The sequence below is a fragment of the Desulfotignum phosphitoxidans DSM 13687 genome, assembly GCF_000350545.1.
GTDB classification, from domain to species: Bacteria; Desulfobacterota; Desulfobacteria; order Desulfobacterales; family Desulfobacteraceae; genus Desulfotignum; species Desulfotignum phosphitoxidans.
The window spans coordinates 907,222-923,992 of the sequence record NZ_APJX01000001.1; the positions used below are offsets into that span (position 1 = coordinate 907,222).

Here is a 16,771-nt window from a genome sequence, read left to right on the forward strand (position 1 = left end):
CATCGGACAATGGCAAAAATAATTTTTTATGGCAATTAATGACAATTTCTTTGGCTAAGACGGCAGGGGATTAACGCCATTTTCACCGATGCTGCCGGGGGGAATCCGGGGCAGGCAGATGATGAGCTTTGTGCCTTGATTCAAGGCGGACGTCACCTGAACCGTTCCCCCGTGCTGCTGAATCACCCGGTAGGCGATAAAAAGTCCCAAGCCCGTCCCCCGGGATCCTTTGGATGTAAAAAAAAGCGTGAACATTTTTTCCCGGGTCTCCTGGTCCATACCCACGCCGTTGTCCTGTATCCGGAAACAGACCCTTTCTTCGGGTTCGGTTGTTACAGTCAAAGATACCTTGTGAACCGGCTTTTCATGATCATAGGCACAGGCATCCACGGCGTTTTCCAGAAAATTCACCAGCGCGGATTCCATCCACACGGAGTCGATCTCGATGATGCCCGGTGCATCCGGCAGAAACACCTCGCAGATGACATTGCTTTTCAACGCGGCCGGCCGGATGTTTTTCATGACACTTTCCACCAGGTCCGTCACCGGGACCGGTGCATACTGCATCTGCCGGGACCTGGCATAATTGAGAATCTCCAGCACCATATCCCTGATTTTATCAGCCATGGTCTTGACCTGGTCGAACGCCCGGGCCACCCGGGCTTCATCCTTTTTTTGCAGGCCGGTTTCCAGCTGGTAAATCCCCCCGTCCAGGGCAGTGAGCATCCCTTTGACCCCATGGGACATGGATCCGAGCATCAGGCCCAAAGAGGTCAGATGGTCCTGCAGCTGCCGGATCTGGGTGATGTTGGTGGAAATTTCCATCACCTGGGTGATTTCGTCTTTTTCATCCGTGATGGGGGCCGTATGTGTCAGGACATGATACTGTCTTCCGGAAAGTGCGGTCACCACCTCTTCCGTACTGTGAATCTGACCGTCTTCAAAGGTCTGGATCACGGGACATTTTTCACAGGGAGATGTCCGGTGTTTATAGATCTGATAGCAGTACCCGCCCACAGAATTACCGAAATGTTGTTTAAACCATTTGTTGATGGCGGTGATCCGCAGGTTTCTGTCCTGAACTGAAATAAAACAGGGCACGGAGTCAAACAGCTGGAGAAAATGGTTCCGGGCGGTGTGCAGATCGGTGAGCCGCTGAACATACCGGTCGATTTTCCGGTTGTTCAAAGACAGGTTCCGGGCTCTGGCCATATTCAGCATCAACGCCTTGCTGTTGATGGGCAGATCCATATATGCCGCCGCATCCAGCCCGTACCGGTCCATGGCCCGATCCACCTGTTCGGATGTGCCGTAAACGATCAGCTGGACAGCGGGATCTTCCTTAATCAGATCGGCAATCCTGCCGGTGGCCGCTTCCTCATCGATCAGGGGATCGCCCAGCAGGATGTTCCATTTCTGATCTTTGAGCCGTTCCAGCGTCTCCTGCGCATCATCCGCCACCGTGACATCGTACTGATGACGCTGGAGATGGGTTTGGATCGCTTCTCCATGCTCCCGGTCACTATCCATTATTAAAACGGTTTCAGCCATGACACGCCCTTTTTTTTCAGTCCAGATCCGGTTTCATCGGCGCCATCAACCGATGGCTTCTTTGACAATACGAAGCAGTTCTTCCCTGTCAAAGGGTTTTTTCACAGCGGCAATGGCCTTGGGAATGGCATGTTCATTGCCTGACAGCCCGGAAATCACAATGACGGGCGTGTTTTTCAATTCCTTGATCTGCATCATCTGGCGGTAAAACCGCGGCCCCCACTCTCCGGGCATCTCAATATCCAGGGTGATCAGGTCCGGTTCAAACCGGCGGGCGGTTTCAAGCCCCTTTACGGCGTCGGGTGCCACCTGGGTATCATAGCCGTTGTCCGTGAACAATGCGGAAAGATAGTCCAGGATATTGGGATCATCATCTATGACCAGAATTTTTTTTGACATATTTTTTCTCCCTTTATCGATTGATACTGATTACCGGGCAGCCCGCCCTGACAATCACCTGTTCGACATTGCTGCCAAAGGCCCGGTCCTCTGTTTCCAGCTTTCTGGAGTGATGGGCCATGATGATGAGATCGGAATGCTTTTCCCTGGCATATTTGACGATCTCCAGATAAGGAATTCCTTCCCACACTTCCATGCTGTACTGCTTGAGTGCCTTGAGCCGGGATTCATACCGGGCACGGATCATCCGCATTTTTTCCCGGATTTTCTGTTCGATTTCATCCTGGGACAAAAGCCTCTCACCGGACGGATGGCCGATGGCAAGGGCATGAAAGATATTCAGCTCACACCCTAAGGCCTGGGCCATTTTCATGGCAAATTCAAATGCCTTGTCAGAGGCTTTTGAAAAATCGGTACCAAACGTGATGCTGGAAATGCCGCCCCAGAAAGAGGCGGCCGGTCGTGTGACCACCAGCACCGGACACCTGGCGGCCCGGGCCACTTTCTGGAGGGTGGTGCCGGCCACGGTTTTTTTATAAACCCCGTCATGTTCCTCTTCTGTGCTGCCGCCCAAAAGGATCAGGTCCGGTTCCGTTTCTCTGGCCCGACGCAGAATTTCCCTGGCAGGCAATCCCACGGCCACATGAATATCATAATCCAGGCCGTTTTTGAGATAATCCGCATAATAGGTGTTGATCTCATCCTGAACCCAGGCCATGTAATCATCATCCACATCCACCCGCTCCCGGGTTTTGATGTCTACCACCACCTGGCTGTATCCCCGGGAAGGGACCCCCAGCACATGAAAAATATCCAGACGGGCATGATATGCCCGGGCAATATTGAATGCCACCCGGGCCGCATGGTCACTGGCCCGGGTCGCGGATGTGGCAAACAGAATTTTCTTGAACATGATTCCCCCCCCTTTTTTGACGGTTTACTCTACCGGTTTCATATGATCCGGTACGATCAGCATTTTGATGATCAACGGCTTTAAAAAAGACCATCGGATGCCGATCTCATACTCTTCCTCCAGATCCCGGATGGCATCCCAGCAGTTGTGACAGGGGGCAATCACCAGTTTGGCACCCGTGGCCAGAATCTGGTCCCTTTTTGTGAGCAGGGCCCGGTTGCGCTGTTTGCGAAACACACCGATGCCGTTGAACCCCCCGCCCCCGCCGCAGCAGTAGTTGTGTTCCTTGTTGGGGGACATTTCGATAAAATACCCAGGCGCCACAATGTGCTGCATGATGGTACGGGTTGCTTTTTTCAATCCATGATTCCGGATATAGTTGCAGGAATCCTGGAGCGTGACCGGTTCCTGGATCCGCTTGTCCGGATCGATTTTCAGTTTACCGGTTTCCAGGGCTTCGGCCAGCCATTCCACATAATGGATCGATTCCACCGGGGGCCGCCCGTCCGGACGTCCGGCCCAGTAAGGCCCTTCGATCACGGTGGCCCGATGGGCATGGCCGCATTCGGTTCCCACCATCCGTTTGGGCTTGAGCCGTTCCATGGCGCCATAGACTGATTCCACCTGCATCTTGCAGGCAGCCCAGTCCCCGGCAAACATGGCCAGGCTGGTCTGCTCCCAGCCTTTGGATGCAATGGTCCAGTTTTCCCCGGCCGCATGAAACAGCACGGCCGCTTCGGCCAGATCTTCCGGGTAATGCTTGACTTCCCGGGCGTTGACCGTATAAAAAATATCCGCATCCGCAACATCCACGGGCACGGTCAGTCCGGGATAATCATCTTCATACTCCTCCACCATCCACTCGAAGGTTTCCACGAAATCCGCATCCGTGACATCCATCTGGGCCCGATACGCCCGGTGCATGCCGGCGCCGATTTTCAGCTCCCAGGGCACGAATCCCTGCTGGTAGAGCAGTCCTCTCAGATAGCCGAACATGATGCCCGTATCGATGCCGTGGGGGCAGTACATGCCGCAGCGGTTGCAGCAGGTGCACTGGGCCCAGGCCACCTCCATGGCGTGGCGCATGAATGCGTTGGTCACTTTTCCCTTGCGCTTGACGATTTCCCCTAAAGTGGACTGAATCTTATACGCAGGCACCTGTTTCGGATCTTTGCCGTTCACCTGATACAGAAAACAGGAGTCCGCGCACATGCCGCAGTGGGCGCAAATCTCCAGCCAGGTTTTCAACCGGGTTTTCATGGTTTTTTCAATCGTGGATGCCAGCAGCTCGGAGTCCACGTCCAAATGTTTCATCTCTTCATAATATTTGGTACCACTGGAGTCGGACAGCAGAAAATTCACTTCCTCAGGGGTGTTGATCGGTTTTTTATTACAATATGTTCCTTCCGGCATGAATTGATTTCTCCTTCACATGGGTTGCCAGTCTTCTTGTCTGGTTGCCTGGTTACCAGGCCATTTTGGTGCCTTTCATGCCCCCGCGCTTGATGCCGAAATCCATTCCCAGCTGGGCCCGGGATGCAAAGAACAGAAACACATGGGACATTTTGGTGAACGGGATGGCGATCAGCAGCAGTTCCCCGCACAAAATGTGCAGATTCAGCCAGAACCCATAAGACCCCACCTGATACCTTGCCACAAGCCCCGTGACAAAAGGGGCCAGGGCAATAAGCCAGATGAAATAATCGTTCCAGGTGGTCAATATGCGCACTTCGGGCAGCACTAAGCGCCGCAGGATCAGAAACGCGCCGCACCCCACGGCCAGCCAGGAAAGGAAATCCGCCAGGACCGGTCCCAGTGTAATCAGAGAAAATCCGATTTTGCTTTCCAGAAACAGGTTGTGCCCGGCCAGAAAAAGGGGCACTGCCACGGCACTGACATGAAACCCGAAAAACGCCGCCGTCATCACCGGCTGGGTGCGCCAGCCACGGGTTCCGTAAGGGATCAGCCATTTATAGATGGATCTTGCAGCGCCTTTGATTCCCGCAGCCGGATGGGCCCGGTAGGCCACCCGGTCCAGCTGCCAGTTCAGGCCCAGAAAATAGCGCACAAACCGCACGGCCATGCCGATAACACACACACCCACGGCAATCCAGAAAAATATACCTGTCAAAAACTCATGCATCAGTCATTATCTCCATGTTTCGTTATCATCTGAAACCGTTCTCATCGTCTCTGTCTGTCAGAAACCACCAGAAAAGCGGCAGGGCCGCCAGAATGCCGCCCATGATCAGATAGGTGATTCCTTTGGTGTGTACCATGAAATCCTGAAGCGTGAAAAACAGGGTATCCATTGTTGTTTTCTCCATATCATTTCAGTTTAAATACGTTTCTGTTCCGGGGAATGGGCTGAATAATCCGGATGCTCATGAAGTATCGGCATCCGGGTGGTGATAAACCGGTAAATCACAATGCCCAGGGTCACGATAAAGACGGATGTGCCGATTTCCATCAGGCTGGGGACATAGCGTTCATGGGACGGCAGGTGATAGTTGAAGGCGATCACAGAAATATTCAGCCGGTTCAGGACAATTCCCAGCACGGTCCAGGCCGCGGCCCACCGCACGAACTTCAGGTTTTTCTCCCTCACACCCATGGCAAACAACAAGGCGGGAAAAGCCACAAACCCGATGACTTCCACCAGATACCACATGCCCCATCCGGTGGCCAGAAGGCGCCAGTGATCATCAATGGCGATGCCGATCAATTTAATGCCCAGATACCCCGCCATCACAAACGCGGCCGCTTTGGCAAAGCCTAAGGCCACGCCCGGGGCTTCCCGGTGATGGGTGTCATCCATATGACGGCTCAGATACCGGTGTGCCAGGGTGCTTTCAAAAATCACCATGGACATGCCGGCAAACATGCTGGAAATAAAGAAATAAACCGGCAGATAACCGGAATACCACAAGGGATGGAGCTTGGATGGGGCGATCATGAACAAGGCACCCAGTGACGACTGGTGCAGGGTGGACAGCACCACACCGAAAATGGTGAGTATCAGGGTCAGCTTCACCACCAGTGCCCGGATTTTTTTCAGCCCCAGCCATTCAAAGGCCGCGGGCGTGAATTCAATGAACAGGACCGTCAGGTAAAGAAATACGCACAGCCCCACTTCAAACAGCAGCGAAGAGGTCCCCTGGGAGACGAAAATGGGGTATGGCAGCCGCCATGGACGTCCCACATCATAGTGCAGGGCCAGCACCACCAGGGCGTATCCTAAAAATGCCGTGAGAATGGCCGGCCGGACAGCGGAATGATACCGCTTTAATCCAAAGATGTAACAGGCGGCCGACGTGACATATCCCCCGGCGGCCAGGGCCACACCGCACAGCAGATCAAATCCGATCCACAGCCCCCAGGCATTGTTGTTATCCAGGTTGGTCACGGCCCCGATACCCTGGGTGAACCGCATCACGGTCAATACTGCACCGGTTGCCAGTATGATGCCGACAATGACATTAAAAGGGGTCCACCACTTACGGTCGGCGTGAGTGCCGTTGTCTGTCATGTTATTCATCCTCCTTGCTCTGGCCCGGTTCCGGGTCTTTGGCAGCAGCCTCTTCAAGTGCTTTTTTCACCTCGAAATTGATGGCGGACTGTTTTTCCTGATCCCATTTTTTCCTGAGTGTTTCCATCCGGGCCTGGGCTTCTTTTTTACTCTGATCCACGGCTTCGGCCACTGCTGCCTGTTTTTCCTGTTCAGCGATTTTTTCCTTGCGTTTCGAGATGGCATAAACCCCTGTCAGCAGTACGGGCCACAGTCCCACGACAATGGGTACGGCGGACAACGGGCCGGCCGTCAGTTCCGGTGCGGACTTCGTGCCTAAATCCTCTCTCATTCCCACCTGGCCGAAGGGAAGACCGGAAAGGTACAGCCAGCTGGTACCGCCCATCTCATGCTCGCCATAGACATGGGATACATACCGCTCCGGATACGTCCGGATCCGATCCCAGGCATGGGCGAGTAATTCATCGCGTGTGCCGGATATCAATGCGCCGGTCGGGCAGTCCGCAACACAGCCGGGGCGCTTGCCTTCAAGAATCCGCGGATGGCACATGGTACATTTGGTCACCCGGGGAGCCAGGGCTTTATGATATTCATAGGCCGGAATATTGAAAGGACAGGCCACCATGCAGTACCGGCATCCCACACATAATTTTTCATGATAGACCACGGCCCCTTCCGGGGTTTTTTTCAGTGCCTTGACAAAGCATGCGGATGCGCAGGCAGGCTCCAGGCAGTGATTGCACTGGGTTTTGACAAACACGGGCGAAGTGTTGTCAACGCGGTTGACCACGGTGAAGACATCCGCATCGGTCCGGCGTTTCTGATCCAGCACCTTTAAATCCTCAAAGGATGTTTCCGGGTCAGGAAGCTGGTTGACCCGGTGACAGGCGCTTTCGCATTTACGGCACCCGATGCATTTTGTGATATCATGCAGCACGCTCTGGCTGCCGGGCCATCCGGCAAACTCCTTGTTGGCAGCACCCCGGGCCGTGCCCGGAATACCCATGGCCGGTCCCAATGCCAGCGCGCCCAGGCAGCCGATAAATTTTCTTCGCGAGATACCCATAATCATTCCTCTGTCTGTTTCATATCGCTAAAACAAGTTCCTTATTTTTTCTCATGACAAATCTGGCAGTCCGTGGACGGTACGGCCGCAATTTCCATTTTTTCATGACAGCCCATGCACTGGCCATGGTATGCGGTTTTCAAATCCGGAATGCCCAGGGCCGATGTCGGCCTGCCATCACCGGGAACGGCATGGCAGGCCGCACAGTCGGGCGGGGTCAAAGATGACGGGCTGTTGTGATGGCAGCCCATGCACAGGGTCTGCTGATTTTTGTGGAATGTGTTGGCCAGATCACTGTCCTCCACCCGCCGGGCAATGCCGTCCATGACTTTTTTGTGCGGAAAACGGCTGGGCTGATACGCGTCGGATAATACACCGATGGTGACAGTCTCCGGGATATCTTTTGGCATCACGGGCTGATATTGATCGGATGCCGCAGCAACAAACGTATCAGCTCGCATTTTTTTCATTTCAGGATCATGCACCACCGTCCGGTCCGGGTCATTGTGGCAGACCTGGCAGGAATTCTCCGTCATCCGGGCCCGGGGCATGACATCATGACAACCGGCACAGTCGGTTTTACGGGTTTCCTGGGTGTGGCATCCCACACAGCTGGCGGAGTCGGTCTGGGCGTGCATGGCCTGTTCCAGCCGGACAAACCCGCCTTTTTCATCTCCGGCCGGCGTGTGGCACTGACTGCACGATTCCAGGGATTCATGATGGCAGACCCGGCAGGAGGCGGCCGCAGTTTCATGCTGTTTGTGATCAAAAACAACCGGTGACATCCGGTAAACGGCTTTGTCTTTTCCGGTGGTTCCCCCGGTCATGAACACCGCATCCGGCTGATTGCGTTTCATGCGGGGCGCATCCGGTACCACGGGCATTTCTGCCCGGACATCCGCCCTGTGGCATCCGGAACACTCAACGGGCCCGGCTTTCACGTCCTGATTTTTTTGGGTCAGATGGCAGGCCACACACGCATCATGGGATGCGTCCCGTATCGATCGGACCCCGTCGTCGGTCTGAACTTCTTTGTGACAGTAAATGCAGGCGCTTTCGGTCCCTCTTTCCGTCACGATCCGCTGTTTTGCCTCATCGTACCGGTGATGGCAGGCATTGCAGTTGTCAGGGTCAGATGGGTTGTCCGGAGAAACGATATGATCGGATACTTCATGGATGTAATGCAAAGACCGGTCAAAATCAATTTTTTCCCACTGGGTGCCGGGGGCGGGGTCCGGTACGATGGCCCCATGACACGACCGGCATTGGGCCGTGGTCGGGCCGGCGGGTTGACCGGCATCTTTTTGCTGTTCATGGCACACAATACAGTTGTCATGGTAAAGATCCATGGATGCCGGCTGGTCTGTGCGTTGAAATTTGAAAACCACGGTCTGGTCTTTTTGAACGTGACATCGGGTGCAATCGCCTTCCACCGATTCATTGTGGCGGGCATGCATAAACGCCACCGCCGGCATTTCATTCCCATCTGATTCCTGGGGCAGGTTGATCATGATCCGGTCCGGGGGAACTGCCGGGCCGGCTGCCTTTTCAAAGGCGGTCTGCCCCGGAAAAGGAAACAGGAAAAAAATGATCCCCGCTGCCACGATCCATAAACATGCGATCCGTTTTGCCATCTTCACTATCCTTACAAATACCGTTGTGTTGAAACATCAAAATAAACCAACCAATTTAATATGAATTTTTCCTACTGTTTTAGTATGAATATGTCAATAAAAATTTGGATTCTAAAAAAAATTATCTGCCATTGACCCGGAAAATTGGATGGGATAAGGTGCCCTCAGCAAAAATCGGGAAGGTGGGTGGGAATGATGCACATAGCGGTCCCGGGACCGGGGATCTTATCTTTCATGGGAACACAGGTGAAGCGGCTGATGAGCCGGTTTTCACTGAGTTATCTCAGAGAAGACACGTGTGTGGAATATTTTCTGCACGACATGGACAACCGGGCCATGGTTTCTTTGAATCTGATTCTGTCCCATGACCGGTTCGCCAAGGGGCTGTATGTTTCCAAATTCTATCCTCAGTTGTATCAGACCCAGAATTCCCGGTTTCTTTCCGCCGCCTGTTTTTATCTGATGATCCATCACAGTGCCGGTATGTTCGGCTTGGCAGATCACTGCCGGGTATCTCTTGAAACCGACGCACACGTGTTTGACGATTTTTATTCCCGGCTCCCGGAATTTCATTTCAAAATCGCTCATCCCCGCCCGTGCCGGCGGGTATGTCTTTACGGCAGCTATCAAAGCCTGCCCATCGATACCACACCCATACAGGAAAACCAAAAATTGTTTCTGTAATCCGAATTTTAATGTGATATAATCATTTTTTGCCCGGCAACCTGATCGCACCGGGCAGAAAAAATATGAAATAAAAACACCTGACAATAATTTCTGATCCCGAGGAGATCTATGATCAGTGTCGCTCAAATGCCGCTGCCCGGGACATCCCGGGTGCTGTTCAGAGGGGATTGTCTCAGGTTCACCCTGACGTTGAATAAAAAAGCGTCCGGGAATGCCTGGGTGCGGACCAACCTGGGAACCGCTGCCATTGCCCGGCAGGAAATCATCGACCGGGTGGAAAAAAATGAGATCAAGCTGGATGAAGGCTGGTATGATATCCAGATGACCCGGCAGGATGAGGTTACGTTCACCCTGTTGCTGCCGCTGCATCAGACCGGATATTTTCAGGCCAAATGCTTTTTTATGCCTGAAAACCAGACCGTTCCCATCTGGCCGGAAGGAGACAACTGCATTTTAAATGTGGAACCGGCCGGTACCTGCTGTGCCAATATCATTTACAATGCCTTTGTCCGGCAGTTCGGCCCGTCGAAGAACGCGCCGGGTCCCGGTCTGGAGCGGTCTCTGGTACCGTTGATGGAAACCCTGGATGCCAGCGGTTTCACCGTGATCCCGGAATCCGGGAAATTCCGGGATCTCCGGGATCAGATCGGGTTTATCTTTTCCGCACTGGGGTGCCGGGCCCTGCATCTTCTGCCCATTCATCCCACCCCCACCACCTATGCCCGCATGGGCCGGTTCGGAAGCCCTTATGCAGCCCTGAACTTCACGGATGTGGACCCGGCCCTGGCCCGGTTCGACCCGGCAGCCACCCCGCTGGAACAGTTCATGGAACTGGTGGATGCCGTGCATTATCACAACGGGTACCTGATTTTAGACATTGCCATCAACCATACGGGGTGGGCCGCAGCCATCCATGAAACCCACCCGGAATGGCTGGTACGGGGGGAGGACGGCCAGATCAAGGCCCCGGGCGCGTGGGGTGTGGTATGGGCGGATCTGACCAAACTGGATTATTCCCACACCGATCTATGGCAGTACATGGCGGAAATTTTTCTGCTCTGGTGCCACCGGGGTGTGGACGGGTTCCGGTGTGATGCCGGCTACATGGTACCCATCGACGCCTGGGAATATATGGTGGCCAAGGTCAGACAGGAATATCCGGACACCCTGTTTCTTCTGGAAGGACTGGGCGGGCCCTTGAAAACCACCCAGGCGATTCTGGGTCGCGGTAATTTCAACTGGGCCTATTCCGAGCTGTTTCAGCACTACACCCGGGAAGAGATCGCTGAATACCTGCCCTTTGCCGTTGACATATCCGACACCTGCGGTCATATGATTCATTATGCAGAGACCCATGACAACAACCGGCTGGCCTCTGTATCCTCCACCTATGCGAAAATGCGGACGGCTTTGTGCGCTTTGTTTTCCGTATGCGGCGGTTTCGGGTTTGCCAACGGGATGGAATGGTTTGCAAAAGAAAAGATCAATGTCCACGAATCTCCGGGCCTGAACTGGGGGGCCAAAGACAATCAGGTGGATTTTATTTTCCGGCTCAACTGGATTTTGAAAAACCACCCGACCTTTTTTCATACCACCCGGCTGACATTGATACAGAAAAATGAGACCCAGGCCCTGGCCTTGTTACGAAGCCATCCGGAAACCGGCAAAACGCTACTGGTACTGGTGAATCTGGATTGCGAAGAGCCGTCTCCGGTTTTCTGGCATCGATCGGATGTGGGTTCTGATCAGAATGAATGGATGGACCTGTTGACTGAAACCCGGGTTTCCCTGCTGCAGGATGGTCCCGTGGCCGGTATCACACTGGCTCCCGGTGAAGCCATGGCCCTGACCCCGGATCCGGGCGATGTTCAGGCCCTGGCCGCAGACCTGCTTCGGGATGAACAGGCACCGGCCCCTGTTCCGAATCAGGTGCTGGACCAGAAATTCAGGGCCGGGGTTCTGGCGGTGAAAACCGCGCTGGACGGATACACGGATGTGAGCGGCCTGGACCTGAATCATGCAGCCCGGCATCTGTCTGAAGACCCCATGGAATTCATCCGTTCGTTTTTTCCCGATACCCTGGAAAGCCGGGTGATTCCCTTTGACGTCACCCAAGACTTGAAACGTCAGGTCATGGTGCCGCCGGGATTTTTTCTGCTGGTGAAAAGCCCGGTGGGGTTCCGGGCGGAAATTCTGGATGCCCGGGATACGGACCGGCGTTCCCTGGGATATGAAGAAGGACTGCCCTTGAAAACCGGCGGCTTTTTTGCCCTGTTCATGCCCAAAACCTTCAGAAAGCTCCATAAGCCCTGCCGTCTGAATCTGCGGTTGTTCCATCCGGACAAAATTCAGAAGGCAAGTGCGTTTCTTTTGTACCTCGCGTCCTTTGATACCCTGAATCTGCAGACCACCTTCACCCGGCGGAAAATTGCGGGGGATCCCGGCCTCACTCTTTTGGCAGCCACCCGCACCGGCGGCATGATGCGGGCCGCCGGAGACTGGGGACAATTGCACAGCCGGTATGACACCCTTCTGGGGGCGAACCTGAATCCCGATATGCCTGAAAACCGATGGATGACCCTGGCCCGGTGCCGCATCTGGGCGATTTTTCAGGGCTATTCCAGGGAACTGGCCAAAGACTGTCTTCAAAACTTTACGTTTTCCTATGACAATGCCGGCCGCTGGCGGTTCCATGTCCCGACCTCCGAAGGAAAATATTATGTACTGGAACTGACCCTGATGTTGTCGCCACACACCAATCAGGTCCGGCTGTCCATTACGCGGCCCGGGACGAAAAACAACCGGTCACGGATCCTGCCTGATGACGCGCCCGTGACCCTGATTATCCGGCCGGATATGGAAGACCGCGGTTTTCATGACACCATCAAGGCATTCACCGGGCCGGAGACCGACTGGCCGGCCCGGGTCCGTTCCCGGGATACGGGGGTTGATTTTTCCCTGTCAAACGGTCACACCCTGTCCATGGATATTCAGCCCCCCGGTCGGTTTGTTCCTGAACCGGAATGGCAGTACATGGTCCATCGGCCCCTGGAAGCCACCCGGGGCCTGGATCCGGCATCCGACCTGTTCAGCCCGGGGTATTTTTCCTTTGAATGTATTGGCGGCCACACGGCTGAGCTGATGACCCGGGTGGACCATGGCCAGCGATTTGAACCGGATGCTTGGCCGATCCCGGCCTTTGAATCGGGCTTGACCATGGAACAGGCCCTGGTCCGGGCATTGGACGCGTTTCTGGTGGACCGGGGGCAAGACAAAAGCGTCATCGCCGGATATCCCTGGTTTCTGGACTGGGGCAGGGACAGCCTGATTTTCTGCCGAAGTCTGGTGGAACTGGGCCGGCTTTCCGAAGCCCGGGCCATTTTACACCTGTTCGGCCGGTTTGAGCGCAACGGGACCCTTCCCAACATGATCTGCGGGCAGGATGCCGCAAACATTGAAACATCGGATGCGCCGTTGTGGTTTTTTGCCTGCTGTCGGGATATATTGGAGAAAACCAAAGATTCCGGTTTTCTGGACCAGGATCTGGGAAAACGGACCCTCAGGCAGGTGCTTCTGGATATGGCCCATTCCCTTGAAACCGGCACCCCGACAGGGGTAAAAATGGATCCAAAAACCCGGCTGCTGTACAGCCCGTCCCATTTCACCTGGATGGACACCAATTTTCCGGCCGGTTCTCCCCGTCAGGGATACCCCGTGGAGATTCAGGCCCTGTGGCACAATGCCCTGATGTTTCTGGAGAAAATCGATCCGGGCGGGGAATGGAAACAAAAAGCGGATCAGGTCAAACAATCGGTTGAAACATGGTTCTGGAACGAGACGGCCGGATACTTCAGTGATTGCCTGCATGGGAACGGGCCGGCGGCCAAGGCCGTGCCGGATGATGCCCTGCGGCCCAATCAGCTGCTGCTGATCACCTTAGGCGTGATCCCGTCTGGCGAGAAAGCCCGCAAAACTGTGGAAACCTGCCTGGAGTTGCTGGTGCCCGGCGGGATTCGAAGTCTGGCCGATCGAAAAGTGGCCGTCCCGTTGCCCGTTGTTCATAACAAAAAATTGGTGAATGATCCGGATCATCCGTATGCCGGTGTGTATCAGGGAGATGAAGACACAAACAGAAAACCCGCCTATCACAACGGCACCGCCTGGACCTGGCCGTTCCCTGTATTCTGTGAGGCCTGGGCAAAGGTGTTCGGACAAAACAGCCATGCCGCCGGCCTGGCCTGGCTGGGCAGCATGAAACATTTGATGAGAACCGGCGCCGCCGGATATATCCCCGAGATACTGGACGGGGATTTTCCCCACACCCCCCGGGGGTGTGATGCCCAGGCCTGGGGCGTGAGCGAGGCGGCCCGGGTGGTACATAAATTATCCGCAAGGAGACCCTGACGTTCATGAGAGACATGCAGATTTACAAAGTATATCCGGCCATTCCCGAATCGTTGGTATTTCTGGGTGACCTGGCCAGAAACCTATGGTGGTGCTGGAACGATGATGCCATTGATCTGTTCCGCCGGATCCATCCGGGGCTCTGGGAAAAAGTGGGAAAAAATCCCGTGGTTTTTCTGGCCCGGATTTCCACACACCGGTATGAAGCCCTTTCCAGAGATGAAAGTTTCCTGGGCCATTTGGGCCGGGTGAAAACCAGGTTTGAAACCATGTCATCTGAAATATCCCGGGTGCCGGATCTGACCCTTGATTCCGGCGAAACCGTGGCTTATTTTTCCATGGAGTTCGGCCTGCATGAATCATTGCCTTTTTTTGCCGGTGGGCTAGGGATTCTGGCGGGGGATCATCTCAAAGCATCTTCCGCACTGGGGCTTCCTTTGACCGGCATCGGACTGTTGTTCCGGGAAGGCTATTTCCGCCAGTATCTGGATCATAACGGCTGGCAGCAGGAAACCTATCCCGTCATTGATGTGTTTGATCTGCCGACCCGGAAAGTCACCCGGACATCCGGGGAAGATCTGGTGATCGATATCCCGGGACCGCACGGCATCATTCATGCCTGTGTCTGGGAGATTCGCGTGGGAAAAATCCGACTGTTGCTTTTGGACACCAACCTGCCTGAAAACCCGGAACATATCCGGAATATCACCTCCCGGTTGTATGCCAGCCATGGGGATATCCGGGTGGCCCAGGAAGCACTGCTGGGTATCGGCGGCACCCGGGCCCTCAAAGCCATGGGACTGTTTCCTTCGGTCTGCCATATGAACGAAGGGCATTGTACCTTTGCCGGGCTGGAACGGATCTGTCAGATCATGGAACGGTATGACTTGAATTTTCAGAGTGCGTCCCAGGTCTGCCGCCGCAGTACCGTGTTCACCACCCATACCCCGGTGGCTGCCGGACATGACGAGTTCGACAAACATCAGGTCCGCCCGTATATTGCGCCTTATGCGGAAAAATTTGATATTTCCGTGGAAGAACTTCTGTCCTGGGGAGAGGTTCCCGGGGATGACAAAAACGGAAGATTTTCCATGTTCTGTTTCGGGGTTCAATTTTCCGGATACATCAACGGGGTCAGTCAGCTTCACGGAAAGGTGGCCCGGCGGATGTGGCAGGGATTGTGGCCACGGCGTCAGAAAGAGGAAATCCCCATTTTTCATGTTACCAACGGGGTGCACATCAATTCCTATATTTCCCGCCACAAAAACGGACTTTTGGAGCGGTATCTGGCTGCGGACTGGATAGAACGGCAGTCGGAGCCGGCACTGGTATCGCGCATTGACAACATCGATGATGCCGACCTGTGGCATGTCCATGAAATGGACCGGTCCAACCTGATCCGAAAGTGCCGGCAACTGCTGATGAGTCAGTATGAACGGCGCAATGCCGCCCGAACCCTGCTGGATGACGTCACCACCGCTCTGGATCACCGGGTGCTGACCATCTGTTTTGCCAGGCGGTTCGCTACATATAAACGGGCCGGTCTGCTGCTCAAGGACCCCCAGCGGCTGACCCGGTTGATCACCAATACGGACCACCCGGTCCAGCTGGTGTTTGCTGGAAAAGCCCATCCCAATGACAACGAAGGTAAAGATTTGATCCGGCGGATTGTTGAATTTGCCCGGCAGCCGGCGGTCCGGCACCGGATCGTTTTTCTGGAAAACTATGATATCAATATCGCCCGGTATATGGTCCAGGGATGTGATGTGTGGCTCAATACCCCGAGACGTCCTTATGAGGCCTGCGGCACATCCGGGATGAAGGCGGCTGCCAACGGCGGGCTTAATTTATCCATTCTGGACGGCTGGTGGTGTGAGGGGTATGATGATACCCGGGGCTGGCGGATCGGTAACGGCACGGATTATGACGATCCCGGGTATCAGGATGAAGTGGAAAGTCAGTCCTTGTTCAATGTGCTGGAAAATGATGTGATTCCCGTGTTTTATGATCGAATCCGGGGCAATCCGCCCCAAAAATGGGTCCGGATGATGAAAGCGGCCATGAAAATGGCTATTACGGATTTTTCCAGTGACCGGATGGTGAGAGAGTACACGTCCCGGTTTTATATTCCTTCCGTCGGAAATTTACGGGACCTGACTCAGGATTCAGGCAGAAAAGCCAAGGAGATGGCCCTGACACAATCCCGGCTCAATGCCCTGTGGTCTCATATCCGGGTATCAAAGCCCCGAATAAAACCGGCAGAGGATTTTGCCGTAGGCGATACGTTCAGTGTGGTGCTTGAGGTGTTTTTAGGGGAATTGAGCCCGGATGAAGTGGAGGTTCAGATTTACCACGGCAGGCTTCTGGGAACCGGGGAGCTGGAGAAGAGCCGGGCGGAAACCATGAAACTGCAGAGCACCATTGCCCCGGGGACGCATCTATACGGGTGCCGGGTGGTGTGCTCAGATTCCGGCCGCTTCGGATATACGGCCCGGGTGATTCCCAGAGGCGATGACGTGCTTCGCAATATTCCGGGCCTGATTACCTGGGCCATGCCGGATGAGTGATCCGTCAGATTTTTTTATAAA

12 protein-coding genes are annotated in these 16,771 nt (G+C 54.6%); 3 read left to right on the forward strand and 9 right to left on the reverse strand.

The window, feature by feature from the left end:
• Positions 1 to 54 precede the first annotated feature (54 nt).
• Genes DPO_RS04190 through hmcA form a run of 9 tightly spaced genes read right to left on the reverse strand, consistent with a single transcriptional unit; the run spans position 55 to position 9,092 of the window.
• Entirely contained in the window at positions 55 to 1,551 is a 1,497-nt protein-coding gene (locus DPO_RS04190) for a hybrid sensor histidine kinase/response regulator (RefSeq protein ID WP_006964465.1), read from the reverse strand.
• A 45-nt stretch (positions 1,552 to 1,596) separates the two neighbouring features.
• Entirely contained in the window at positions 1,597 to 1,950 is a 354-nt protein-coding gene (gene divK / locus DPO_RS04195; protein WP_006964468.1) for a DVU0259 family response regulator domain-containing protein, read from the reverse strand.
• Between the two features lie 13 nt (positions 1,951 to 1,963).
• Positions 1,964 to 2,863, reverse strand: a complete 900-nt coding sequence (locus tag DPO_RS04200) for a universal stress protein (RefSeq protein ID WP_006964470.1) — start codon at positions 2,861 to 2,863, stop codon at positions 1,964 to 1,966.
• 24 nt (positions 2,864 to 2,887) lie between these two features.
• Complete coding sequence (gene hmcF / locus DPO_RS04205) at positions 2,888 to 4,276, reverse strand: sulfate respiration complex iron-sulfur protein HmcF (protein WP_006964472.1); 1,389 nt, start codon at positions 4,274 to 4,276, stop codon at positions 2,888 to 2,890.
• Between the two features lie 52 nt (positions 4,277 to 4,328).
• Positions 4,329 to 5,006 carry a sulfate respiration complex protein HmcE gene (gene hmcE / locus DPO_RS04210; RefSeq protein ID WP_006964474.1) on the reverse strand — a complete coding sequence of 226 codons (678 nt, stop codon included), beginning with the start codon at positions 5,004 to 5,006 and terminating at the stop codon, positions 4,329 to 4,331.
• A 25-nt stretch (positions 5,007 to 5,031) separates the two neighbouring features.
• Positions 5,032 to 5,190, reverse strand: a complete 159-nt coding sequence (hmcD, locus tag DPO_RS25485; RefSeq protein ID WP_160166889.1) for a sulfate respiration complex protein HmcD — start codon at positions 5,188 to 5,190, stop codon at positions 5,032 to 5,034.
• Between the two features lie 11 nt (positions 5,191 to 5,201).
• Positions 5,202 to 6,392: a sulfate respiration complex protein HmcC gene (gene hmcC, locus DPO_RS04215; protein ID WP_006964476.1), complete on the reverse strand. Its 1,191-nt coding sequence runs from the start codon at positions 6,390 to 6,392 to the stop codon at positions 5,202 to 5,204.
• Between the two features lies 1 nt (position 6,393).
• Complete coding sequence (hmcB, locus tag DPO_RS04220; RefSeq protein WP_006964477.1) at positions 6,394 to 7,458, reverse strand: sulfate respiration complex iron-sulfur protein HmcB; 1,065 nt, start codon at positions 7,456 to 7,458, stop codon at positions 6,394 to 6,396.
• A gap of 41 nt (positions 7,459 to 7,499) precedes the next feature.
• Positions 7,500 to 9,092: a sulfate respiration complex hexadecaheme cytochrome HmcA gene (gene hmcA / locus DPO_RS04225; protein ID WP_006964478.1), complete on the reverse strand. Its 1,593-nt coding sequence runs from the start codon at positions 9,090 to 9,092 to the stop codon at positions 7,500 to 7,502.
• A gap of 192 nt (positions 9,093 to 9,284) precedes the next feature.
• Here hmcA and DPO_RS04230 point away from each other — a divergent pair, with 192 nt between their 5' ends.
• The 3 genes from DPO_RS04230 to glgP all read left to right on the forward strand — a co-directional run bounded on the left by DPO_RS04230 (position 9,285) and on the right by glgP (position 16,750).
• On the forward strand, positions 9,285 to 9,776 hold the full coding sequence (locus DPO_RS04230) for a hypothetical protein (RefSeq protein ID WP_236609886.1): 492 nt from the start codon (positions 9,285 to 9,287) through the stop codon (positions 9,774 to 9,776).
• 111 nt (positions 9,777 to 9,887) lie between these two features.
• Positions 9,888 to 14,183 (forward strand): amylo-alpha-1,6-glucosidase, encoded by a 4,296-nt coding sequence (locus tag DPO_RS04235; RefSeq protein ID WP_006964480.1) that lies wholly within the window; start codon positions 9,888 to 9,890, stop codon positions 14,181 to 14,183.
• A 5-nt stretch (positions 14,184 to 14,188) separates the two neighbouring features.
• Positions 14,189 to 16,750 (forward strand): alpha-glucan family phosphorylase, encoded by a 2,562-nt coding sequence (gene glgP, locus DPO_RS04240; protein WP_006964481.1) that lies wholly within the window; start codon positions 14,189 to 14,191, stop codon positions 16,748 to 16,750.
• Positions 16,751 to 16,771 lie beyond the last annotated feature (21 nt).

Excerpts from the sequence above, each read along its gene's own strand:
- DPO_RS04190 (WP_006964465.1), bottom strand. The coding sequence starts at position 1,551 with ATGGCTGAAACCGTTTTAATAATGGATAGTGACCGGGAGCATGGAGAA.
- divK (WP_006964468.1), bottom strand. The coding sequence starts at position 1,950 with ATGTCAAAAAAAATTCTGGTCATAGATGATGATCCCAATATCCTGGAC.
- DPO_RS04200 (WP_006964470.1), bottom strand. The coding sequence starts at position 2,863 with ATGTTCAAGAAAATTCTGTTTGCCACATCCGCGACCCGGGCCAGTGAC.
- hmcF (WP_006964472.1), bottom strand. The coding sequence starts at position 4,276 with ATGCCGGAAGGAACATATTGTAATAAAAAACCGATCAACACCCCTGAG.
- hmcE (WP_006964474.1), bottom strand. The coding sequence starts at position 5,006 with ATGCATGAGTTTTTGACAGGTATATTTTTCTGGATTGCCGTGGGTGTG.
- hmcD (WP_160166889.1), bottom strand. The coding sequence starts at position 5,190 with ATGGAGAAAACAACAATGGATACCCTGTTTTTCACGCTTCAGGATTTC.
- hmcC (WP_006964476.1), bottom strand. The coding sequence starts at position 6,392 with ATGACAGACAACGGCACTCACGCCGACCGTAAGTGGTGGACCCCTTTT.
- hmcB (WP_006964477.1), bottom strand. The coding sequence starts at position 7,458 with ATGGGTATCTCGCGAAGAAAATTTATCGGCTGCCTGGGCGCGCTGGCA.
- hmcA (WP_006964478.1), bottom strand. The coding sequence starts at position 9,092 with ATGGCAAAACGGATCGCATGTTTATGGATCGTGGCAGCGGGGATCATT.
- DPO_RS04230 (WP_236609886.1), top strand. The coding sequence starts at position 9,285 with ATGATGCACATAGCGGTCCCGGGACCGGGGATCTTATCTTTCATGGGA.
- DPO_RS04235 (WP_006964480.1), top strand. The coding sequence starts at position 9,888 with ATGATCAGTGTCGCTCAAATGCCGCTGCCCGGGACATCCCGGGTGCTG.
- glgP (WP_006964481.1), top strand. The coding sequence starts at position 14,189 with ATGAGAGACATGCAGATTTACAAAGTATATCCGGCCATTCCCGAATCG.